Origin of the sequence: Falsihalocynthiibacter sp. SS001 (assembly GCF_042445055.1) — a bacterium.
Classification (GTDB): domain Bacteria; phylum Pseudomonadota; class Alphaproteobacteria; order Rhodobacterales; family Rhodobacteraceae; genus Falsihalocynthiibacter.
Map to the genome: position 1 here is coordinate 46,466 of NZ_CP170339.1, position 20,497 is coordinate 66,962.

General features: G+C 54.6%; 20 protein-coding genes. 12 read left to right on the plus strand and 8 right to left on the minus strand.

Annotated elements, in window-relative coordinates:
- Positions 1-189: 189 nt before the first annotated feature.
- Positions 190-612, plus strand: a complete 423-nt coding sequence (arfB, locus tag ACFE33_RS00190; protein WP_380055319.1) for an alternative ribosome rescue aminoacyl-tRNA hydrolase ArfB — start codon at positions 190-192, stop codon at positions 610-612.
- On the opposite strand, the gene pncB is transcribed toward arfB, so the two are convergent.
- Together pncB and pncA are read right to left on the minus strand one after the other, a co-directional pair.
- On the minus strand, positions 609-1,901 hold the full coding sequence (gene pncB, locus ACFE33_RS00195) for a nicotinate phosphoribosyltransferase (RefSeq protein ID WP_380055322.1): 1,293 nt from the start codon (positions 1,899-1,901) through the stop codon (positions 609-611). The genes arfB and pncB overlap by 4 nt on opposite strands.
- A gap of 101 nt (positions 1,902-2,002) precedes the next feature.
- Entirely contained in the window at positions 2,003-2,608 is a 606-nt protein-coding gene (pncA, locus tag ACFE33_RS00200; protein ID WP_380058748.1) for a bifunctional nicotinamidase/pyrazinamidase, read from the minus strand.
- 99 nt (positions 2,609-2,707) lie between these two features.
- Here pncA and ACFE33_RS00205 point away from each other — a divergent pair, with 99 nt between their 5' ends.
- Positions 2,708-3,616 (plus strand): rhodanese-related sulfurtransferase, encoded by a 909-nt coding sequence (locus ACFE33_RS00205; RefSeq protein ID WP_380055325.1) that lies wholly within the window; start codon positions 2,708-2,710, stop codon positions 3,614-3,616.
- On the opposite strand, the gene ACFE33_RS00210 is transcribed toward ACFE33_RS00205, so the two are convergent.
- Complete coding sequence (locus tag ACFE33_RS00210; protein WP_380055328.1) at positions 3,613-4,722, minus strand: BamA/TamA family outer membrane protein; 1,110 nt, start codon at positions 4,720-4,722, stop codon at positions 3,613-3,615. The two genes, ACFE33_RS00205 and ACFE33_RS00210, sit on opposite strands and share 4 nt — an antisense overlap.
- A gap of 74 nt (positions 4,723-4,796) precedes the next feature.
- Positions 4,797-5,792: a LacI family DNA-binding transcriptional regulator gene (locus ACFE33_RS00215; RefSeq protein WP_380055331.1), complete on the minus strand. Its 996-nt coding sequence runs from the start codon at positions 5,790-5,792 to the stop codon at positions 4,797-4,799.
- 136 nt (positions 5,793-5,928) lie between these two features.
- Here ACFE33_RS00215 and otnK point away from each other — a divergent pair, with 136 nt between their 5' ends.
- Positions 5,929-7,212: a 3-oxo-tetronate kinase gene (gene otnK, locus ACFE33_RS00220; protein ID WP_380055333.1), complete on the plus strand. Its 1,284-nt coding sequence runs from the start codon at positions 5,929-5,931 to the stop codon at positions 7,210-7,212.
- Positions 7,209-7,967, plus strand: coding sequence for a hydroxypyruvate isomerase family protein (locus ACFE33_RS00225; protein ID WP_380055335.1), 759 nt, complete (start codon positions 7,209-7,211; stop codon positions 7,965-7,967). The genes otnK and ACFE33_RS00225 overlap by 4 nt, the downstream gene beginning before the upstream one ends.
- 1 nt (position 7,968) lies before the next feature.
- Here ACFE33_RS00225 and ACFE33_RS00230 read toward each other — a convergent pair whose 3' ends face one another.
- Positions 7,969-8,373: a rhodanese-like domain-containing protein gene (locus ACFE33_RS00230; RefSeq protein ID WP_380055337.1), complete on the minus strand. Its 405-nt coding sequence runs from the start codon at positions 8,371-8,373 to the stop codon at positions 7,969-7,971.
- Between the two features lie 81 nt (positions 8,374-8,454).
- Here ACFE33_RS00230 and ACFE33_RS00235 point away from each other — a divergent pair, with 81 nt between their 5' ends.
- Positions 8,455-9,204, plus strand: coding sequence for an SDR family NAD(P)-dependent oxidoreductase (locus ACFE33_RS00235; RefSeq protein ID WP_380055339.1), 750 nt, complete (start codon positions 8,455-8,457; stop codon positions 9,202-9,204).
- Here the strand turns inward: ACFE33_RS00235 and ACFE33_RS00240 are convergent.
- Positions 9,201-9,935 carry an FCD domain-containing protein gene (locus ACFE33_RS00240; RefSeq protein WP_380055342.1) on the minus strand — a complete coding sequence of 245 codons (735 nt, stop codon included), beginning with the start codon at positions 9,933-9,935 and terminating at the stop codon, positions 9,201-9,203. The genes ACFE33_RS00235 and ACFE33_RS00240 overlap by 4 nt on opposite strands.
- Positions 9,936-10,163: 228 nt before the next feature.
- On the opposite strand from ACFE33_RS00240, the gene ACFE33_RS00245 reads away from it, so the two are divergent.
- The 7 genes from ACFE33_RS00245 to ACFE33_RS00275 all read left to right on the plus strand — a co-directional run bounded on the left by ACFE33_RS00245 (position 10,164) and on the right by ACFE33_RS00275 (position 18,359).
- Positions 10,164-11,633 carry an aldehyde dehydrogenase family protein gene (locus ACFE33_RS00245; RefSeq protein ID WP_380055345.1) on the plus strand — a complete coding sequence of 490 codons (1,470 nt, stop codon included), beginning with the start codon at positions 10,164-10,166 and terminating at the stop codon, positions 11,631-11,633.
- A 51-nt stretch (positions 11,634-11,684) separates the two neighbouring features.
- Positions 11,685-12,662 carry an ABC transporter substrate-binding protein gene (locus tag ACFE33_RS00250; RefSeq protein WP_380055347.1) on the plus strand — a complete coding sequence of 326 codons (978 nt, stop codon included), beginning with the start codon at positions 11,685-11,687 and terminating at the stop codon, positions 12,660-12,662.
- 68 nt (positions 12,663-12,730) lie between these two features.
- Positions 12,731-14,257: a sugar ABC transporter ATP-binding protein gene (locus ACFE33_RS00255; RefSeq protein WP_380055348.1), complete on the plus strand. Its 1,527-nt coding sequence runs from the start codon at positions 12,731-12,733 to the stop codon at positions 14,255-14,257.
- Positions 14,254-15,225, plus strand: a complete 972-nt coding sequence (locus tag ACFE33_RS00260; RefSeq protein WP_380055350.1) for an ABC transporter permease — start codon at positions 14,254-14,256, stop codon at positions 15,223-15,225. The genes ACFE33_RS00255 and ACFE33_RS00260 overlap by 4 nt, the downstream gene beginning before the upstream one ends.
- A 2-nt stretch (positions 15,226-15,227) precedes the next feature.
- On the plus strand, positions 15,228-16,220 hold the full coding sequence (locus ACFE33_RS00265) for an ABC transporter permease (protein WP_380055353.1): 993 nt from the start codon (positions 15,228-15,230) through the stop codon (positions 16,218-16,220).
- A 4-nt stretch (positions 16,221-16,224) separates the two neighbouring features.
- Positions 16,225-17,322: a mandelate racemase/muconate lactonizing enzyme family protein gene (locus tag ACFE33_RS00270; RefSeq protein ID WP_380055355.1), complete on the plus strand. Its 1,098-nt coding sequence runs from the start codon at positions 16,225-16,227 to the stop codon at positions 17,320-17,322.
- 14 nt (positions 17,323-17,336) lie between these two features.
- Positions 17,337-18,359 (plus strand): zinc-binding dehydrogenase, encoded by a 1,023-nt coding sequence (locus ACFE33_RS00275; RefSeq protein WP_380055357.1) that lies wholly within the window; start codon positions 17,337-17,339, stop codon positions 18,357-18,359.
- Between the two features lie 64 nt (positions 18,360-18,423).
- Here the strand turns inward: ACFE33_RS00275 and ACFE33_RS00280 are convergent, their stop codons facing one another.
- Both ACFE33_RS00280 and ACFE33_RS00285 read right to left on the minus strand, forming a co-directional pair.
- On the minus strand, positions 18,424-19,194 hold the full coding sequence (locus tag ACFE33_RS00280) for an SDR family oxidoreductase (protein ID WP_380055359.1): 771 nt from the start codon (positions 19,192-19,194) through the stop codon (positions 18,424-18,426).
- Positions 19,195-19,217: 23 nt separating this feature from the next.
- Positions 19,218-20,495 (minus strand): TRAP transporter large permease, encoded by a 1,278-nt coding sequence (locus ACFE33_RS00285; RefSeq protein WP_380055361.1) that lies wholly within the window; start codon positions 20,493-20,495, stop codon positions 19,218-19,220.
- Positions 20,496-20,497 lie beyond the last annotated feature (2 nt).

Sequence of the window (20,497 nt, forward strand, 5' to 3'; positions counted from 1 at the left end):
ATGGCGAAGGTCACGAGCGGGGAACTGTTTAGGGGGCAATCCTTCTAAGCACGCACCGGCTTAGGGGCCCTGTTGCCCCTCTAGCCACCTCCAATTCTCGAGGGGAGCTCTAGCGACATCCGCTAGAGCTCTTTCCGTTTTTACCCCTCTGTGATACGAAACCCTTATTAAGCTAGGGAAACACCTCGGATGTTGCGGATAAATGATAATATTTCGCTCGCGGATTGGGAGCTCTCAGAGTCATTTTCCCGAAGCTCCGGACCCGGTGGTCAGAACGTAAACAAGGTCTCTACCGCCGTTGAGTTACGTTTCGAAGCAGCCCGAAGCCCCAATATCCCGAGCGACGCAAAGGCCCGCCTGAAACGACTCGCGGGGCGCAAATGGACACTCGATGGCGCGATTATTTTCAGAGTTGAAGATACCCGCAGTCAGGCCCGCAACAGAGAGATCGCGCGCGAACGTCTGACCGAGCTTATTCTTGCATCACTCGAACGCCCAAAACGCCGCATCAAGACCCGCCCTACATTGGCGAGCAAACGCCGCCGCGTTGAAGGAAAAGTGCAGCGCGGGCAGGTTAAGGCCCTTCGTGGCCGCGTACGGCCAGACGATTAAACCTCGACTTCGATTTCTTCCTGCTCGCCGACGCCAAACACGCGCTTATAGCGCTCAACCTCCTCGGCAGGGCCCATCGCTTTGGCGGGGTTATCCGATAGTTTTACCGTTGGATGACCATTCGCGCTGACCGCTTTGCAAACCAACGAGAACGGCGCAAGCCCGTCGCCATCCACCAAGCCGCGGAAATCGTTCGTCAGCAACGTGCCCCAACCGAATGAGACACGCACGCGACCCGCGAACTGTGCCTGAAGTTCGATGATTTTCTCGACATCAAGTCCGTCCGAAAAAATCACCAGTTTGCGGGTCGGATCCTCGCCGCGGTCTTTCCACCATTTGATGGCAATCTCGGCGCCCGTGGCGGGATCACCGCTGTCGATACGTATGCCCGTCCAGCTTGCCAGCCAATCCGGCGCGCCCGCGAGGAAGCCTTTGGTTCCATATGTATCGGGCAGGATAATGCGCAGGTTGCCCTCGTGCTCTTCGTGCCAATCGGCCAGAACCTTATAGGGCGCAAGGCGCAGCGCCTCGTCATCCTTGGCAAGCGCGGAGGAAACCATTGGCAGTTCATGCGCATTCGTGCCGATTGCCTCGACTTCGCGGCGCATCGCAATCAGGCAATTGGACGTACCAACGAATTTCTCGCCCAATCCTTCTTGCATGGCCTGAACACACCAGTCTTGCCACATAAAGGAATGACGGCGACGGGTGCCGAAATCCGCAATCCGCAACCCCTCAACGGGCCGCAGGCGTTCGACTTTTTCCCACACTTTGGTCATCGCGCGTGCATAAAGGACCTGAAGCTCGAACCGTCCCATATCGGCCATCACAGCGCGGCTTCGCAATTCCATCAGGATTGAAAGCGCGGGAACCTCCCAGAGCATTACTTCGGGCCACGTGCCTTCAAACGTAAGCTCATACTGACCATCGCGTTTTTCGAGGTGATAGTCAGGCAGACGCAGCTTCTCGAACCACTCCATAAAATCCGAACGGAACATCTGGCGCTTGCCATAGAACATATTACCGCGCAGCCATGTGCTTTCACCACGGCTCAGCGACAGGCTACGAATATGATCAAGCTGTTCGCGCAGCTCGCCTTCGTCGATGACATCCGCGAGGCGAATATCGGTGCTTCGGTTAATCAGGGAGAACGTAACATTCGCGTTCGGCTCATTCCGAAAGACCGACTGGCACATCAGAAGCTTATAAAAATCCGTGTCGATCATAGAGCGGACGATCGGGTCGATCTTCCACTTGTGGTTATAAACGCGCGAAGCAATATCGACCATCAGAAGGCCCCTTTTGATTTCCTATGGTTTAGGACATGCACGAACGGGGCGCAAAGGCGAATTTTACGATTTACACGCAAAACCGCCATTGTTTCACTGTCTTAGAGCAGTTTTACGCCATTATCACGCATCGCATCCTCGGCGGCGGCCAGCGATCCATCCAGATCAATCGCACGGCAGGCCGAGCGATCAACCTCGACATTCAAGCCAAGCGCAGCGGCGTCCATCGCCGAATAGTACACGCAGAAGTCTGTCGCCAGCCCCACCAGCCGCACATGATCCACCCCGCGCGCTGCCAGATATCCAGCAAGTCCTGTCGGTGTTTTGTGGTCGTTTTCAAAGAAGGCCGAGTAGCTATCGAGGTCAGGGTTCATTCCCTTTCGAATAATCATATCGGCGGCATCAGAATTGAGCGCGCGATGAAATTCTGCACCGCGCGTGCCCTGAACACAATGATCAGGCCAGAGGACCTGTGGGCCATAGGGCATTTCGATCATATCAAATGGAACTTTACCTTCATGTGACGTGGCAAACGACGAGTGCCCAGCGGGATGCCAATCCTGTGTGAAGACGCGCGTTTGAAAGGAACCTAGCATTTCATTGATAAGCGGCACGATCGCGTCACCATCAGAGACAGCAAGCCGCCCTTCGGGGCAAAAGTCGTTCTGAACGTCAATAACAATAAGGGCTTCGTTGGCAGGGCGCATCTCGGGTTCCTTTCGTTTGATAGCTTGGTATGCCAGCGCGCCCGCCTGCGTCAACCGCTGCACTTGCAGACTCCCTTTTGTGGGCTTATTTAGCGGCCTATGACAGTTGTAGCAGCACTATATCATTTCACGCGTTTCACCGATCCCGACTCTTTGCGGGCGCCAATTATTGCGCTTTGTGACAAGGAAGGAATAAAGGGTTCGCTTCTCATTGCCCAAGAAGGGATCAACGGCACGGTCGCAGGACCGCGTGCCGGAATTGATCGTTTGCTGACGCACCTGCGCTCCCTTCCTGGATGCGCAACGCTTGAGCACAAGGAAAGCCCCGCATCCGAAATGCCATTCGGTCGAATGAAAGTGCGCCTCAAGAAAGAGATCGTGACAATGGGTCAACCCGACGTTGATCCAACCGCGAACGTCGGAAATTATGTTGCGCCCGAAGACTGGAACGACCTCATCACGCAAGACGACGTTGTCGTGATTGATACTCGGAACGACTATGAAGTGGCTATCGGCACGTTCAAAGGTGCAGTTGATCCAGAGACCAAGAGTTTCGGAGAGTTCCCCGCATGGTGGGAAGCCAACAAAGACCGCTTTCACAACAAGCGTGTCGCGATGTTCTGTACTGGTGGGATTCGTTGTGAAAAATCAACCAACTACCTTATTGGCCAAGGGGTTGAGGACGTCTATCACCTCAAAGGCGGCATCCTGAAATACCTCGAGGAAGTCCCACAAGAAGAAAGCACATGGGAAGGCGAATGTTTCGTCTTTGATGGTCGCGTATCCATCGGACATGGGCTTGTCGAAGGGCCGCATCTTCTCTGTCATGCTTGCCGCCAACCTATTCTCCCCGAGGATACGAAGCGCCCCGAGTATGAGGACGGCGTGAGTTGTCACCAGTGCTATGACTCAACGTCCGAGGATCGCAAAGAGCGTTTCCGTGAACGGCAGAAGCAGATCGCCCTATCCGCAGCCCGTGGCGAGAAACACTTTGGAGCGCACAGCTAGAAGCGCTGTCCCACGTAGATGTAATACGTATCGTCCCCAGAACTCGCGCGGACGGCGTCGAATGAGAAATCCATCGGGAATTTCTTGGATAAGCGGACGCGCAGACCTAAACCGCCAGATGTTTTAGCCTCGTCCAATGAGAGGCTAGAAAAGTCATGCTTTGCGTCTCCGACTCCGGCAAATAACACATATCCAAAACGGTCATTCAGGCGCCCGCGCAATTCTGTCTGGAATGACAACAGCGCATTATCCAAAACTGCGCCGAACGGAAACCCACGAAAGCTGTCAACGGATCCCAATCCGCATTTATCAAAGAATGGAGCGTTATCGTCGACGCTACAGGCCGCAGCGCGGGTAGCGATTACAACGTCATCAAAAATCGTAGTATAGGAATCAAACCTCGCCGTGGCCTTGGTGTAGTTACGCGTATTTACTGGCGTATCGACCTGACTGTACAAATATTTCACCGCCAAGTGTGAACCACGAGTTGGATAAATCGTGTCATCCCGATAATCCAATTGGAACGTCGGCCCAAACTTGAAGATCGTCAAATCAGAGTCTTTGCGCGGTATGGGCGGCAAAAGGCCCGGACCATCGACGGCAATATCACTCTCAATGTACGCAAATTCGGCGCCAACCAGAATGTTCGAGGTGAAGCCATATTTCAGGTTCATATCCAGCGCTCTGCCTGTTTGCTCTAGTGGAATACGCGCGCCGTCAGTCCCATCAACGTAGTAGTCATAGAAGATATCGACTTCACCCAGTGTTAGACCCAAATTCCAACGGTTCTTGTCCCACGCAACATCGCCGGAAATACCGTAACCGCTACTTCCGTTATCCGTTCTGAACCCGCCAAGACCGAGATAAGAAGAAGCTGACTCTTCGTCCAAATTGAACAAATAACCACCGCCAAGTGCCAGCCCTGTGCCAAGGGTAGGGTTCTTGATCGGGATCGGGGCAACAACAAATCCGCCCTGACTAAAACCGACGGGTGAATCCGTCCCTTCCATTTTCACGGTATCTGTATCCGGAAGCGCCTGCCCATATGCAGCAGTCGAGAGTGCGAACAAAGTTGCAAGAGGCAGAAACAAATTGGAGGATCGCATCGTTTAACTTTCGTTGGCGCCTGCGGCGGTGTGTCAATTTCTTCAATGTTACTTATACTGATCTGACACCATAATCAAAGCGTGCCAAGCTCAATCTCCGGAACGAAGGTAACAGTTTCCGAGGGCTGATCTTCTGGGGAATACAACCGCGCAAGGATCATCTCGGCGGCTCGCTGACCGATTTCGCGGCGCGGCGAGCGTGACGTTGCAATTTCGCATGGAAGGGCCTCGATAAATCCAAGACCATTGAACCCAACGAGCGCCAATTCCTTAGGAATTTCCAACCCCAATTCAATACAAGCGAACCCGCCACCTGCGGCCATGTCGTCGTTGGAATAATAGATACAGTCGAGCGTCGGATGATCGCGTAGAATCTGTTGCGTGAGGTCCTTGCCCAACATCATCGAAGACGAGGAATTCGATGTTAGAACCTGCTGAAAATGAATACCTTGCGCCTCAAGCTCCTGCTGAAACCCCGCGAGACGCTTTGCCGCCCGTTCATCTACCGCTCCGATATATCCGAACACTTTCCGACCTCGAGCGAGCAACGCCCGCGCGATCGCTGCGCCTGCCTCGAAATTCGAGATACCAACACAGCTATCAATCGGATCGCCATCGGTGTCCATGATCTGTACCACGGGCACCCCACCGCTACGCAAGAGCGCTTGGGTTTCGGACGGTTGATCCACGCCGGCAACAATCAATCCTGCGGGCCGCCACGAAAGCATCTGGCGAATAGTCTCGTGTTCGCGGGCGGGGTCGTATTCTGTCACGCCGAACACAGGTTGCAGGCCGGTGCCCTCAATCACCTGTGCGATGCCGCTCAGTACTTCGGGAAAAACAACGTTAGACATCGACGGGACAATCACACCAATCAGATTCGACGACTGATTGGACAGCGACATAGCGAGCGGATTTCCAACGTAACCCAACTCTTTCGCAGCATTTCTAACCTTCTCAAGGCTTTTCTTGGATACGCCTTTTTCGCCGCGAAGAGCGCGCGATGCGGTCATTTTGCTTACGCCTGCTTGCTCTGCAACATCGACGAGCGTTGGTTTTCCCTGCCCCAATATGGCCTCCGAACTCTTGACTTGTCCCGTTGAGCGCGACTATTGGTACCGATACCAAAAATCGCCACTTACACGCAACTACCATGTCCATATCACGAATTTGGGCACCAGACTCTATCAGAAATCGGAGACAAGAATGAGCGTTGTTCTAGGATGCATTGCCGACGACTTTACAGGCGCTACTGATCTGGCGGGCCTTCTTGCCCGCAGTGGTGTGAAAGTGTCGCTGCGCATGGGGCTTCCGACCGAAGACCCAGAAACCTGTGAAACCGCAGCGTTCGAAGTGATCGCGCTCAAATCCCGCACGGCACCAGTGGCAGACGCAGTTGCCGAAACGCGCGCCGCATTGGATTGGTTAAGACGCGCAGGGGCGAAACGGTTTTTCTGGAAGTATTGCTCAACATTCGACAGCACGGCCGAAGGGAATATCGGACCAGTTGCTGAAGCTCTGATGAAAGATATCGGCACCGATCAGACTATCTATTGCCCCGCGTTTCCCGAGAACGGGCGGAGTATTTTCATGGGCAACCTGTTTGTGGGCGAACTCCCCCTCTCCGAAAGTCCGATGAAGGATCACCCCCTTACCCCGATGCGCGACAGCAACTTGATGCGCCTGCTAGCGCCGCAAGTGAACGGACAAGTTGGGCTCGCCAATCGCCTGTGTGTTGCGGAGGGAGCGGATGCGCTCAAAGCCCGTCTTGCGGAGTTGACCAAACAAGGTGTTGCCCATGTGGTCGTAGATGCCGTTGCGAACGAAGACCTCTACACGATCGCCGAAGCCTGTCGCGATATGCCACTTATGACGGGCGGAAGTGCGGTGGCGATGCCCCTTCCTGATCTTTATCTTGCGGATGGAACGCTTTCACCTGATGCGGAAAAAGCTGTCACGCCGGACCTCCCAGAGGGTGCGATTATCCTCTCTGGCAGCTGCTCCAAGATGACCCGCGCCCAAGTTTCCGAATGCTTGAAATCTGTGTCGGGGTACAAACTTGACCCAATCACCTTGAGCAAAGAAGGCGTACAATCCGCGCGCGATTGGCTCGCTTCGCAAGACCCACGCTCGAGCAAAATCATTTACGCCACCACCGATCCCGAAGGAGTGCGCGCCGCGCAAGAGACACTCGGAACGACCAAAGCGGGCGAACTGGTAGAGGCCGCGCTTGCTCAGCTTGCTGTCGATGCGCGCGATGCAGGAACCCGCAGATTTGTCGTTGCAGGCGGCGAAACATCTGGCGCGGTCACCAAATCGCTAAACGTCACGCGCATGACCATCGGCAAGGAAATCGCACCAGGCGTCCCATGGACATTCTGTGAAAGCGGTGGCGCGGTTATCGCTCTGACGCTAAAGTCAGGGAACTTTGGCACCGAGACATTCTTCGCCGACGCGCTGACATCCTTGGAGGAAAGCTCCCCGCAATGATCCCCATCTCTGCAAACCTCGGATTTCTCTGGCAACACCTCACTCTCCCCGAGGCCATCCATGCCGCCCACAAGGCAGGGTTTGAAGCGGTGGAATGCCATTGGCCCTATGACACGCCCCCAGAACAGGTGAACGATGCCCTGCGCGAAACGGGGATGAAAATGCTGGGCCTAAATACCGTCAAAGGTGAAGGTGAAAACGGGCTTTTGGCGCTTCCTGAAAAGGTTGAACAAGCGCGTGCGGCGATTGATCAGGCGCTTTCCTATGCACAGAAAATTGGCGCGGGAAAAGTACATGCCATGGCCGGTATCGCCTCAGGGGCACAGGCGCAGCAGTGTTATATCGAGAACCTTGAATATGCGTGCGAGCGTGCCGCGCCGCTTGGAATTGAAGTGCTGATCGAACCGCTGAACCATTTTGATGCTCCGAATTACTTCCTTCAGACGACCTCACAGGCCCGTGAAATAATTCGGTCCGTAGCGGCCTCGAACCTCAAGCTCATGTTCGATTGTTATCATGTTCAGATCATGGAGGGCGACATTTGCCGACGCCTCACTGATTTGCTGCCTATCATCGGCCATGTTCAAGTTGCATCGGTGCCGAAACGGGCAGAGCCGGATCAGGGCGAGTTACAGCTTTCGTATGTCTACGACCACCTCAAGGCAATCGGATACTCGGGCGCGATTGGCGCGGAGTATCGCCCATCCACAACCGAGGGGGCAGGACTTGGCTGGCTTGCGAAACTGCGCGGTTAAATTATTCGGGATAGGCCACCGGCCCGCCCTGCTCTTCCCAAGTCGAGAAACCTTCGCGCAAATGGGCGGCCTCAAACCCCATGTCGCCCAGGGTCGCCACCGTTAATGCCGAGCGCCAGCCAGACGCGCAGTGAAAAACAAATTTCTTATCTTCGGCAAAAATCTCTTTGAAATAAGGGCTTGCGGGATCGACCCAGAATTCGACCATCCCACGGGGACAGTGGAAGCTATTGGGAATATAGCCCCGCTGGCGTTCGCGAATGTCACGAATATCCACGATCACGACGTTTGGATCCTGCAACATTTCGATCAAATCCTTAGTCTCAATTTCCTCAATTCGCGCACGGGCGTTCGCCACCATTTGAGCGGATGATATCTTGAGTTTTGGCGTTCGAGGGGACGGCATGTAGGCTCCTTTTTGCAAACATTGACACGCCCTTCGGAACGGTTCAACCATGGTGGCAAATCAATCAGAATTGGAGACGAGATGTCTAAACCTATTGCTCTTGTTACGGGCGGCGCACAAGGCATCGGACTGGCCTCGGCCAAGGCCATCGCCGAGAACGGTGCGCGCATTGTAATCGCCGACATCAACGCCGAGGGAGCCGAAAGCGCAGCACGAGAAATCGCGGACGATGCCGTCGCTTACGCTTGTGACATGGGCGATCCAAAGCAGATCGCGGCTCTTTTCGACAAGATCGAGACTGAGGTTGGCCCTGTTTCGATTTTGGTGAACAACGCCGGAATTTCGCTCCCGTCCGAATTCCTTGAAACTTCGCTTGAGGATTTCCAAGCCGTTATCGACGTGAATTTGACGGGAACATTCCTTGCGAGCCAGCGCGCCGCTCAAACGATGGTCGCCAAGGGCATCAAGGGCGCTATCGTCAACATGTCCTCGGTAAATGCGGTTGTGAGCATCCCGACGATCTTGCCGTATTGTGCATCCAAAGGCGGCGTCATGCAAATGACCAAAGCGGCCTCGCTTGCGCTTGCGCCCCACGGGATACGCGTAAATGCGGTTGGTCCTGGGTCAATTGACACAGACATGCTCGCAAGTGTGAACAGCAATCCCGAGGCGCTCAAAACGCTCCTGTCGCGTACACCGCTTAAACGTATCGGGACAGCCAAGGAAATCGGCGATGTCGTTGCATTCCTCGCTTCGGACAAGGCCAGCTATATCACGGGCGAGACCATCTATGTGGACGGCGGCCGACTTGGAATGAACTATACCTGCTAGGGTTCGATATCGTCGAAAGTGACACGCACGAATTCCCAAGCAGCATCCAGATGCTCTAGCAACGCACGCTCTGCGGCATCTGGATCGCGGTCCAGAATACCCTGAAGAATCCGTTCGTGCGCGTGATAGTTTGCCAGATTTCGCTCTGGCAAACGCTCCATCTTTTCCCAATGCGGCGCGAGCCAAGATGTATAGCCCTCGTGAATCGCGGGGAAAATCGGGTTCTTGGAAATGCTGTATAGCACCCCATGAAATGCGACATCTGTTTGATAAAACGCCACCGAGTCGCTGATGGCGGCCTTGTTGTCCGCGAGAGCGGTTCTTAGCTGGGCGATATCGTCTCGGTCGGCATTCAGCGCCGCTTCACGCACCAAGCCACGCTCAACGAAGACGCGACTATCGTAGAGGTTTTTCACGCCGCTACCATTGTTGAGCAAGTGGCCGATCACCCCGCCGACGGCGTGCAGGACTGTCTCGTAATCCGGCTTACGTACAATCGGGCGAAAGCGCGGTTTGCTCACCACAAGACCACGATTGGACAGTGCCGTGATCGCTTCGCGCACAACCGTGCGGCTTGTATTAAAACGCTCCATCAACTCGCGTTCGGCAGGAAGCGGGGACTTGTCCGGCAACGCGCCCGACATGATTTGCGCCTCAACTGTAGCAACGATTACGTCGGCCGCGCGACCAGTATGGGTGGCCTCGTCGTTGTGTGACTTATCTGCTTGCATAAAGACTCCTCCCGATACGGGCCGATATCCATTCAATCCGCCCAAGAAGACGTGCCGACTTCTGCGAAGGGTTAGAATTAGGTACTCGAATGTCCCGTTTTTTTCAATTCAATTATTTGGCCCGTCCAAAATTGATAAAAAACAGACCAAATTAAATTATTGTTGACATCAATCCATCATGTACGTTTATTACCCTTAGTTTGGTCGTACCAAAAATGGAATCGGAAATTGTTGGATTTACTCCCTACTGACGGCAAAGTTTCAAAAGGCGCGATGTATATCGACGGCGCATGGCGCCACGCGACGGACCGCCCGCTTATCGAAGTGGAGAACCCAGCCAACGAGGAAACTATCGCAACCATCCCAGAGGGCACATCAGACGACGCCCTCGAAGCCCTTGCCGCCGCGCATCGTGCGCAGCCAACGTGGGCCGTTTTGCCTGCTATCGAGCGCGGTCGGCTTGTGGCAAAACTTGCGGACGCAGTTGCGGCAAATGCCGAACGTCTTGCGACAATCATCACCATGGAGCAAGGCAAACCGATCAGCCAAGCACGTGGCGAAGTCGGCGCTGTTGAAACATTCTTACGCTATGCGGTCAGCCATGCCCGCAGCATCTCTGGAGATGTTCAGCGTTCGGACTCCACAAACGAAGAAATTCACTTGCGCCGCCACCCTTACGGAGTCGTTGTCGGCCTAACCTCATGGAATTATCCCGCCGCTCTTGTGACGCGCAAGCTTGGCCCCGCTCTTGTCACGGGCAATACCTTTGTTCTTCTCGCGCATGAGATTACGCCCCTATCGGGCCTCGAGATCGCTCGACTGGCGCATGAAGTCGGCATTCCCAAAGGTATATTCAACGTAGTTACCGGTCGTGGCCGTGTCGTCGGACAAGCGATGGTAGAAAGCCCGCTGACGGGTCTGGTTACAATGACCGGAAGCACCCGCGCAGGGCGCGAAATCTATCGGGCAGGTGCCGATACACTCAAGGTTCTGCGACTTGAACTCGGAGGCAAAGCCCCGTTCATCGTGATGGAAGATGCAGACATCGACAAGGCCGTAGCCGCCGCAGTCACGGCACGCTTCACCAACTGCGGACAGATTTGCACATGCAACGAGCGGATGTATCTGCACCGCGATATTGCTGATGAATTCCTCGACAAATTCGTAAGAGCGACCAAGGCCCTGAGCATCGGAGACCCGATGAAGGATTCCGATATCGGCCCCAAGGTCAGCGGCGTCGAAGTCGAGAAGGTCAAAGAGATCGTTGACCGAAATGTAAGCGAAGGCGCCGAGGTTCTACTTGAGGGCGGCCCACTAAACGAGGGGCAGTACGCCAAGGGCCACTGGTATGCGCCTAGCGTCCTTTCTGTGGCGTCGAATGCTGCGCCACTCATGCAAGAAGAGGTCTTTGGCCCCGTGGTCGCGGCGCTACGTGTTGATAGCTTTGAAGAGGCAATTGCACACGCAAACGATACCGAATTTGGCCTGTCGGCGTTTCTTTTCACCAACGACATCAAACGCATGATGCGCGCACCTTATGAGCTGAAATTCGGAGAGATCTATTTCAACCGCGCCAACGGAGAGTCTGTTCAGGGCTTTCATACTGGCTGGGGACATTCCGGACTTGGAGGAGAGGACGGGAAATATGGCTTTGATGGGTATCTGCGCAAGCAAACGACCTATGTGAATTGGGGATAACCCAAATAACCGCAACGGAAGGGAGTCCGTTGCAACAGTGGAGGAACTAAAATGAACCGTAGAACTATACTTGGAACCGTGGCCGCCGTTGGCTTTGGTATGATCACATCCGTTGCTGGCGCCGATGGCCTGCCCGCACTTGAGAAGAAAGAGCGCTATAAAGTTGGCTTCGCGCAGATGGAGTCAAACAACCCATGGCGCATCGCCGAGACAAAATCATTCCATGACACCGCCGAGTCCTGCAATTGGGACCTTGTGGCAACCGACGCGGCTGGCTCTGCTGCGAAACAGGTTTCGGATGTGGATAGCATGATCGCCCAAGGCATCGATGTGCTATTCCTGCCACCTCGCGAGGAAAAACCCCTCATCCCCGCCGTTATGAAAGCGCGCGCAGCGGGCATTCCGACGTTCCTTGTGGACCGTTCCGTTGACAGCAATGTTGCCCAAGCAGGCGAGCATTATGTTTCATTCCTTGGCTCGGACTTTATCTGGCAAGGCCAACAAGTCGCCGAATGGACGCTTGAGAACTTCAAAGGCGAAAAAGGCATTATTGTTGAGCTGGAAGGCACAACAGGATCGTCCCCTGCCAATGATCGTCGCAAGGGTTTTGACGACGTGATGGCACAGCACGACAATATGGAGATCGTTGCGTCGCAGTCTGGCGATTTTGCCCGCGACCTTGGCCGTCAGGTAATGGAGACCTTGCTTCAGGCCCACCCAGACGTGAACATCGTTTATGCACATAACGATGAAATGGCAATCGGTGCCATTCAGGCGCTTGAACTTGCGGGCCGCAAACCGGGCGAGGACGTACTGGTTGTGTCCATCGACGGCACACGGGATGCGCTGCAGGCGATCATTGACGGTAAAATGGGCGTAACAGTTGAAAGCTCGCCATTCTTTGGACCGCTCGCTTGCGAAGTCATGAACCGTTATGCCGAAGGCGAAGAAATCGAGCCTTGGGTACAGGTAAAAGACCGTATCTTTACCGCCGATAACGCCGCTGAGTTCATCGACGAAGCATACTAGGAACTCCCTGTTGGCCGAGGACCGCACACTATGGTTCTCGGCCGATATATTCAGCGATCGGAGACACCATGCAGCCGCTTGTGTCCATGCAAGACATCACCAAATCCTTTTCTGGAGTTCCCGCCCTCTCTGGTGCCGCCCTTGAAATCGCCCCTGGCGAAGTTCATGCGTTGATCGGACAGAATGGCGCTGGGAAATCAACCTTCATCAAAATTCTAACCGGAGTTTACCGCCGCGATGGTGGAATTGTGCGTTTCCGCGATGCGGATTCGACTATCTCTAGTCCGCGCGAAGCACAGGACGCAGGCATCGCGACCATCTATCAGGAACTAAACCTAGTTCCTCTTCGCAGCGTAACCGAGAACGTCATGATGGGTTATGAACCCAAGAAGATGGGCGTTCTGATCGACTGGAAGGCAGCCCACAAGCGCACACGCGAAATCCTCATGCAATTCGGCATTGATATCGACGTAAAAGCGCCCCTGCGCAGCTACTCCACGGCCATTCAGCAACTTGTTGCGATTGCACGCGCAGTGTCTCTGGATGCGAAACTTGTGATTATGGACGAGCCGACCTCGTCGCTTGACGCAAACGAAGTCAAAACGCTTTTCGGCGTTGTACGTTCCCTCAAAGAGGCGGGCGTATCGGTACTCTATGTGTCGCACTTCCTTGATGAGTTATTCGAGATTTGCGACCGCGTTACCACGATGCGCGACGGGCAAACGGTTGGAACCCGCCAGATTGCCGACACGAATAAACTAGAACTCATCGCCGACATGCTGGGCCGCAATATCGAGGATATCAAAGCCGCAGGCATGACGGAGTTCTCGGGTGGCACGTCAGAAGTTGGCGAAGTTCTGCTTCAGGCAGAAGGGATTTCAACGGGCAACCACCTCGTGAATTTTGACCTAACCGTGCACAGTGGAGAGATCGTCGGCCTCGGCGGTCTTCTCGGCGCAGGACGAACAGAAGCTGCGCGCGCACTATTTGGCGTTGATCCCCTCACAAAAGGGGCGATCACGTATAAATCCAAAATCGGTGCCCCCAAGAGCCCTTCTGATGCGATCAAGAGTGGGATTGGTTTTCTGACCGAAGATCGGAAGGCCGAGGGCATCGTGCCCGATATGTCCGTGCGCGAGAACCTAACCCTTGCACTCCTGCCACGCCTCACGAAGAACGGACAGATCGACCGCGCCAAAGAGCGCGAGATCGTTGCGCATTTCATCAAAGCCTTGGGCATCAAGACCGCCAATATGGATCAACCCATCCGCGAGCTTTCGGGTGGCAACCAACAGAAAGTGCTTCTGGGCCGTTGGCTCGCAACCAAGCCCGATCTGCTTATCCTTGATGAACCGACACGCGGCGTAGACGTGGGGGCCAAGCTCGAAATTCAGGCCATCATCCGCGATTATGTTGCCGAAGGGTACGGCGTTCTCCTCATTAGTTCCGAATTCGAGGAGCTCGTTGAAGGTGCCGACCGTATCGTCGTGCTTCAGGACGGATATTCCGTGTCCGAGTTGCACAACCCCGGCATTACCGAGAACGCGCTCGTCAGCGCCATCGCACACCATCACGAACAGGAGCAATCCGCATGAGTGCCTCATTGGTTTCCGCGCGGCATCTAACACTGCTGCGCAATCACGGTGGCATTGCCGCGCTTGTTGTGCTGCTTGTCTTTAACGCCATTTTCACCCCGAATTTTCTTCAACTTCAGACGTTGTTCGTGAACATCTCTCAGGTTGCTACGATCGCCATTGTAGCCATGGGCATGACACTTGTGATCGCAACGGGCGGGATCGACCTATCTGTTGGTGCGGTTATGGCGCTTGCGGGTGCAATGGCTCCGCTCATCTTTACGTCGGCTTTCGGGGTTGAGTATCCGGTGCTCGGGCTGATCGCGGCCTTCTCTCTTCCGCTCGTAGCGGCAAGTATGTGTGGGCTTTTCAATGGGTTGATGGTCAGCGTGCTAAACGTTCAACCGATCATCGCAACGCTGATCCTATTCATCTCTGGCCGAGGAATTGCGCAGGTTCTAACCAACGGCAACCTTCAAACCTTCAAGAACCCCGCGTTTAGTTATCTGGGCACCGGCAAGGTTCTGGGGCTCCCATTCCAAGGCTGGCTCGCCCTTGCACTTGCTTGTGTCCTCTTCTGGGTCGTTACGCGAACTATCTTCGGGCGCTACTTGTTGGCGATTGGCGGCAATGAACAGGCGGCGCGGCTTTCGGGTGGTCCCGTGCGTTCGGTTAAGGTTGGGGCCTACGTAATCTGCGCGTTCTTGTCTGGGATCGCGGGACTGATCGTAGTGGCCATCAACTCTGCATCCGATGCGGCGCGCAACGGCAACTTGATGGAACTCGACGCGATTGCCGCCGCTGTTGTTGGGGGCGCACTCCTTCAGGGGGGACGCGCGCCGATATTCGGAGCGATCCTTGGAGCAACGATCATCCAGCTTGTGAAATACACGCTCCTAGCGAACGGCGTCGAAGACGAAGTCGCCCTTGTCGCCAAGGCCGTAATTATCCTGCTGGCTGTATACGTACAGCAAGCGCGGAAGGAGTAACCATGCTAGACACCGATGCATTCGACCTGCGCAAATACCTGCGCAACAATACGCAAACGACTGCGGTTTGGGTTGCTCTCTTTGCGCTGATCGCATTTGGAACCCTTCGTTATGACGGCTTTGCAAGCGAATATAATATGGTCTCGTTTCTGAACTATAACGCCATGTTTATCGTTATTTCGCTTGGCATGTGCTTTGTGATTATGACGGGTGGCATTGACCTCTCGGTTGGTTCTGTCGCGGCATTCACATCCGTCGTGGCGGCCTATCTTAGCCCTCACGGCATTCAGGTGGCGCTTCCCGGTGCGGTGCTTGCCGGAATGGCCTTTGGCGCGATTAATGCGTTCACCATCATCGCGATGCGCATCCCTCCATTTATCGCAACGCTCGTCACAATGCTGGCGGCAAAGGGCGGTGCTCTCATCATTTCTGGTGCCGAAACCATTGGCGTCGATTGGGGCTCGAACTTCACAAAACTCGGGATGGAAAAGGCCTTCGGCGTCCTTCCGTGGGCAATCGTGATCGTAGCCGTCGTCACCGTTATCCTTTGGTTTGTATTGGAACGAACATCGCTTGGTCGCACCGTTCTTGCGATTGGCGGAAGCGAGGATGCGTCGGCGCTCATGGGGCTTCCGATTAACAAAGCCAAAGCGTTTGTATATATTCTTAGCGGCGGTTGCGCGGGACTTGCAGGCGTCTTCCTTGCCTCTGGTTTTGGCGCGGGCCAACCGCTTGAGGGGATCGGCTGGGAGCTCTCTGCGATTGCGGCGGTTGTAGTTGGCGGCACCTTGCTGACGGGGGGAATGGGGTCTATTACCGCGACAGTCATCGGCGCGCTTCTACTTGGGCTCGTTTTCAACATTCTCAACTTTGAAAACGGTCGCGGCACCATCAGCCTAAGCGCATATTGGCAAATGGTAATCAGGGGCGGTTTCCTCTTTGTTGTCATCCTTTTTCAAACTCGTGTGACCGCACGAAATCAGAAAGTCAGATAGAATAATGACCGTAATTCAATCCGTTAAGGTACAACTATTCCATGTACCCCTCGAGGAAGTTCTAGTGGATGCCAAGCACGGCGACCATACGCATTTCGAGCTTGTTACGGCGACGGTGACCCTCGAAAATGGTCTGGAAGGTGTTGGGTATACCTATACTGGCGGCAAAGGCGGACGCGCGATCCAAGCCATGATCGAACACGATCTGGCGCCGTTTCTGGTGGGCAAGGATGCGGAAAATATCGAGCAACTTTATGATGCGATGCAGTGGCATATTCACTATGTCGGGCGCGGTGGCATTGCATCTTTCGCGATTTCCGCAGTCGATATCGCTCTTTGGGATATTCGAGGAAAACAGCGTGACTTGCCGCTCTGGAAAATGGCGGGCGGAGCCGCGAACTCTTGCAAGGCCTATGCTGGCGGGATCGACCTCAACTTCCCTTTACCTAAGTTAAAACAAAGCATTCAGTCCTATCTGGATCAGGGCTTTGACGGTGTGAAGATCAAGATCGGACAGCCCACACTCGCCGAAGATATCGAACGTATCGCCGCAATCCGCGAGATGGTTGGGCCCCACATTTCCTTCATGGTTGATGCCAATTACTCCATGTCCGTCGAGCAGGCAATCGAGGCCGCGAATGCGTTTAAGGAGTTCAACCTCGTTTGGTTCGAAGAGCCGACAATCCCCGACGACTATCTCGGTTTCGCGCGCATCGCAGAGGCAACGGGAATCCCACTCGCCATGGGTGAAAACCTGCACACGATCCATGAATTTGAATATGCGTTCAAGCAGGCCAAACTGTCGTTCATCCAACCCGACGCATCCAATTGCGGGGGGATCACTGGCTTCTTGCAGGTTGCGGAAATGTCACGCGAATACGGGATCCCCGTGTGTAGTCACGGCATGCAGGAATTACACGTAAGTCTGGTTTCTGCCCAATCGAATGGAGGGTGGATCGAAGTCCATTCTTTCCCGATCGACACTTACACAACACGCCCGCTTGTGGTAAAAAACAACAGAGCAATCGCCCCAGACACGCCTGGCACAGGTGTTTGTTTTGATTGGGAAAAACTAAACTCTGTTCACGACCCGAAACTCTAAAGAAAGCATCCGAAATGTCGACATCCGCAGCATACTATATTGGCAATAAAAGCTTCCAAATCGAGACGGTCACTCCCGCTGCTCCTGCGGCTGGCGAAGTACAAATTGACGTCGCTTATTGCGGCATTTGCGGCACCGATCTGCACGTTTATCTCGGCCATATGGAAGCGCGCATCGGCAATCATCGCGTCATCGGGCACGAGATGTCGGGTGTTATCTCCGCGCTCGGCGAAGGCGTAACCGAACTTGAGGTCGGACAGCATATTGTCGTGCGTCCACTTTCCGCGTGCGGCGACTGCCCAGCCTGTAACGCGGGTAACAATCATATCTGTCACAACCTCAAATTCCTTGGGTTGGATACGGATGGTGCGTTCCAAGAAAAATGGAATGTCCCTGCCGAAACAATCCACGTCCTGCCCGAGGGCCTGTCACTGGATCACGCAGCACTGATCGAGCCGCTCGCCGTTGCGTGCCACGATGTAAAGCGCGGCCGCGTCGCCAAAGGCGAAGATGTTCTAGTGATTGGCGGCGGTCCAATCGGAATGTTGGTAGCAATGGTTGCGCGCAACGCAGGTGGCAATGTGACCATCTCTGAGATCAACGAAAATCGTCTGGCCTTCGCCGAGAAGCTTGGCTTTGCGACAATGAATCCCAAAAATGTCGATGTTGCCGAAGCCTACCTTGAGGCGACAGGTGGCAAAGGCGCCGAGGTTGTTTTTGAGGTTTCCGGAACCCAACCCGGTGTCGATCTAATGACTGCCGCCGCCGCCGCGCGCGGACGGATTGTGATGGTGGCAATTCACGCAAGCAAACCAACCGTGGATATGTTCCGTTTCTTCTGGCGTGAGGTCGAGCTTATCGGTGCGCGCGTTTACGAAGCGGATGATTACGATGCGGCGATGAACCGACTGGCGTCTGGGGCAATTGACGCCGGCGTTCTGATTACCGACGTTCAGGGGCTTGAGGATATTCAGGGCGCTTTTAAAGCTCTCACCGAGAATCCCAACGCCATGAAAACGCTTATTAAAATTCAGTAAGCCATCCAAATAGAAAGGGCCGCGAGATTTTCGCGGCCCTTTTTTCGTGTCTGACGAATGGGAATTAACGGCCCATCCACCCGCCATCCACAGTCAAAACTGTGCCATGCACATAGTTCGCTGCATCCGACGCGAGGAAAACGGCAGGACCGGCAAAGTCCTCTGGCTTGCCCCAGCGACCGGCGGGAATACGTTCAAGAATTGAGCGCGAGCGATCAGGATCATCCTGAAGCGCTTGGGTGTTGTCGGTGGCGATATAACCGGGTGCAATCGCGTTTACGTTCACGCCCTTCGCCGCCCATTCGTTAGCGAGCGCTTTGGTCAACTGGCCAATCGCACCTTTGGATGCCGCGTACCCCGGAACGGTGATACCGCCTTGGAATGTCAGGAGCGATGCAGTGAAGATGATCTTGCCACTTCCGCGCGCGACCATGTTCTTACCGATCTCGCGGCTTAGAACAAACTGAGCGTTCAAGTTTACGTCGATTACTTCGTCCCACATTTCATCTGGGTGCTCGGCCGCTGGGGCACGTTTGATGGTGCCTGCATTGTTGACCAAGATATCAATCGTCGGGTTATCAGCCTGTACCTGAGCGGCAAAAGCAGTAACCGCAGCGCGGTCCGAGAAGTCGCACTGATACGCGGTAAACTTGCGGCCCAATGCTTCAACTTCTTTGGAGACCGCGCTGCCGCTTGTTTCAAGTGACGCGCTTACGCCGATAATGTCGGCACCCGCTTCTGCGAGGGCGACGGCAATACCCTTCCCAATTCCGCGCTTGCAGCCCGAAACAAGGGCCACTTTGCCGGTAAGATCAAAAGAGGAGAGTGTAGACATTTGTTTATTTTCCTTAGCGTTTATCAGCGATAGAGAGTTGTCGGCAGCCACATCGAGAGCGCCGGAATAAAGGTGAGCATCAGGAGCACTGCGACCAGTGGCACGATGAACGGCGCGGTCGCGACCACACAGCGTTCAAACGGCACATCCGACACCTTGGACAGCACATAGAGCACCATACCAACTGGTGGTGTCAGCAAGCCGATCATTAGGTTCAAGATCAGAATGATACCGAAGTGCACAGGATCAACACCCACGGTCACAGCCACAGGCAAGAGAACGGGCGTCAGAATTGTGATCGCGGCGATTGTCTCCATGAAACAACCAACGATTAGAACGATCAGCATCATGATCAAGAGGATCGCCGTCTTGTTTTCGGTAAAGCTAAGAAGCTCGGTTGCGAAAACCTGCGCGACTTGGTTCGCTGTCAGGATCCATGCGAAGATCGTCGAAGCTGCGACAATCATCATGATGGATGCCGTCGTCTCGACCGTATCCATGGACACGCGAAGGATGCGTTTCAAATCGAGCGTGCGATAGACGAACAGGCCCAAGAACAACGAATACACCACTGCGGCAATCGCGGCCTCGGTTGGCGTAAAGATACCAAAGAGGATACCGCCCACGATGATAATCGGAGTAAACAGCGGCAACAGCGCCTGAATGAAAGTGCGCCCGAATACGGCAAAGCTAAAGCGATCATCGCGCGGGTAATTGCGGATTTTGGCATAGAACGCGACCATAACCATGAGCGCAAACGCCATGAGCAAACCGGGGATAAGGCCCGCAGCAAAAAGCTGGCCAATCGAGGTATCCGCAATCACACCATAAACGACCAGCGGAAGCGAAGGCGGAATAATCGGCCCAATGGTTGAGGACGCCGCGGTGATGCCCACCGAGAAATCCGTATCATAGCCAGCTTCGCGCATCGCTTTGATCTCGATATTACCGAGACCACCGGCATCAGCCACGGCAGCGCCGGACATGCCCGCAAAGATGATGCTTGCGCCAACGTTTACGTGGCCAAGGCCGCCGTACATCCAGCCAACCGCAGCACGCGCAAATGCGAAAATCTTGGTTGTGACACCCGCCGTGTTCATCAGGTGCCCCGCCATAATAAAGAACGGAACCGCGATGAGCGGGAAGCTGTCGATACCGCCTACCATACGGTGCAAAACCACCACACTCGGCACGCCATCAATCAGCGCATAAACCAATGAGGCAACCCCAAGAGCAACGGCGACAGGTGCGCCCGCTACAAGAAGAAGGAACAGAATTAGAAAGAGTAGTGCCAGAGCCATTT

What these genes read in the sequence shown, in the direction of transcription:
- arfB (WP_380055319.1), top strand. Translation starts at nt 190, where the DNA reads ATGTTGCGGATAAATGATAATATTTCGCTCGCGGATTGGGAGCTCTCA.
- pncB (WP_380055322.1), bottom strand. Translation starts at nt 1,901, where the DNA reads ATGGTCGATATTGCTTCGCGCGTTTATAACCACAAGTGGAAGATCGAC.
- pncA (WP_380058748.1), bottom strand. Translation starts at nt 2,608, where the DNA reads ATGCGCCCTGCCAACGAAGCCCTTATTGTTATTGACGTTCAGAACGAC.
- ACFE33_RS00205 (WP_380055325.1), top strand. Translation starts at nt 2,708, where the DNA reads ATGACAGTTGTAGCAGCACTATATCATTTCACGCGTTTCACCGATCCC.
- ACFE33_RS00210 (WP_380055328.1), bottom strand. Translation starts at nt 4,722, where the DNA reads ATGCGATCCTCCAATTTGTTTCTGCCTCTTGCAACTTTGTTCGCACTC.
- otnK (WP_380055333.1), top strand. Translation starts at nt 5,929, where the DNA reads ATGAGCGTTGTTCTAGGATGCATTGCCGACGACTTTACAGGCGCTACT.
- ACFE33_RS00225 (WP_380055335.1), top strand. Translation starts at nt 7,209, where the DNA reads ATGATCCCCATCTCTGCAAACCTCGGATTTCTCTGGCAACACCTCACT.
- ACFE33_RS00230 (WP_380055337.1), bottom strand. Translation starts at nt 8,373, where the DNA reads ATGCCGTCCCCTCGAACGCCAAAACTCAAGATATCATCCGCTCAAATG.
- ACFE33_RS00235 (WP_380055339.1), top strand. Translation starts at nt 8,455, where the DNA reads ATGTCTAAACCTATTGCTCTTGTTACGGGCGGCGCACAAGGCATCGGA.
- ACFE33_RS00240 (WP_380055342.1), bottom strand. Translation starts at nt 9,935, where the DNA reads ATGCAAGCAGATAAGTCACACAACGACGAGGCCACCCATACTGGTCGC.
- ACFE33_RS00250 (WP_380055347.1), top strand. Translation starts at nt 11,685, where the DNA reads ATGAACCGTAGAACTATACTTGGAACCGTGGCCGCCGTTGGCTTTGGT.
- ACFE33_RS00255 (WP_380055348.1), top strand. Translation starts at nt 12,731, where the DNA reads ATGCAGCCGCTTGTGTCCATGCAAGACATCACCAAATCCTTTTCTGGA.
- ACFE33_RS00260 (WP_380055350.1), top strand. Translation starts at nt 14,254, where the DNA reads ATGAGTGCCTCATTGGTTTCCGCGCGGCATCTAACACTGCTGCGCAAT.
- ACFE33_RS00265 (WP_380055353.1), top strand. Translation starts at nt 15,228, where the DNA reads ATGCTAGACACCGATGCATTCGACCTGCGCAAATACCTGCGCAACAAT.
- ACFE33_RS00270 (WP_380055355.1), top strand. Translation starts at nt 16,225, where the DNA reads ATGACCGTAATTCAATCCGTTAAGGTACAACTATTCCATGTACCCCTC.
- ACFE33_RS00275 (WP_380055357.1), top strand. Translation starts at nt 17,337, where the DNA reads ATGTCGACATCCGCAGCATACTATATTGGCAATAAAAGCTTCCAAATC.
- ACFE33_RS00280 (WP_380055359.1), bottom strand. Translation starts at nt 19,194, where the DNA reads ATGTCTACACTCTCCTCTTTTGATCTTACCGGCAAAGTGGCCCTTGTT.
- ACFE33_RS00285 (WP_380055361.1), bottom strand. Translation starts at nt 20,495, where the DNA reads ATGGCTCTGGCACTACTCTTTCTAATTCTGTTCCTTCTTCTTGTAGCG.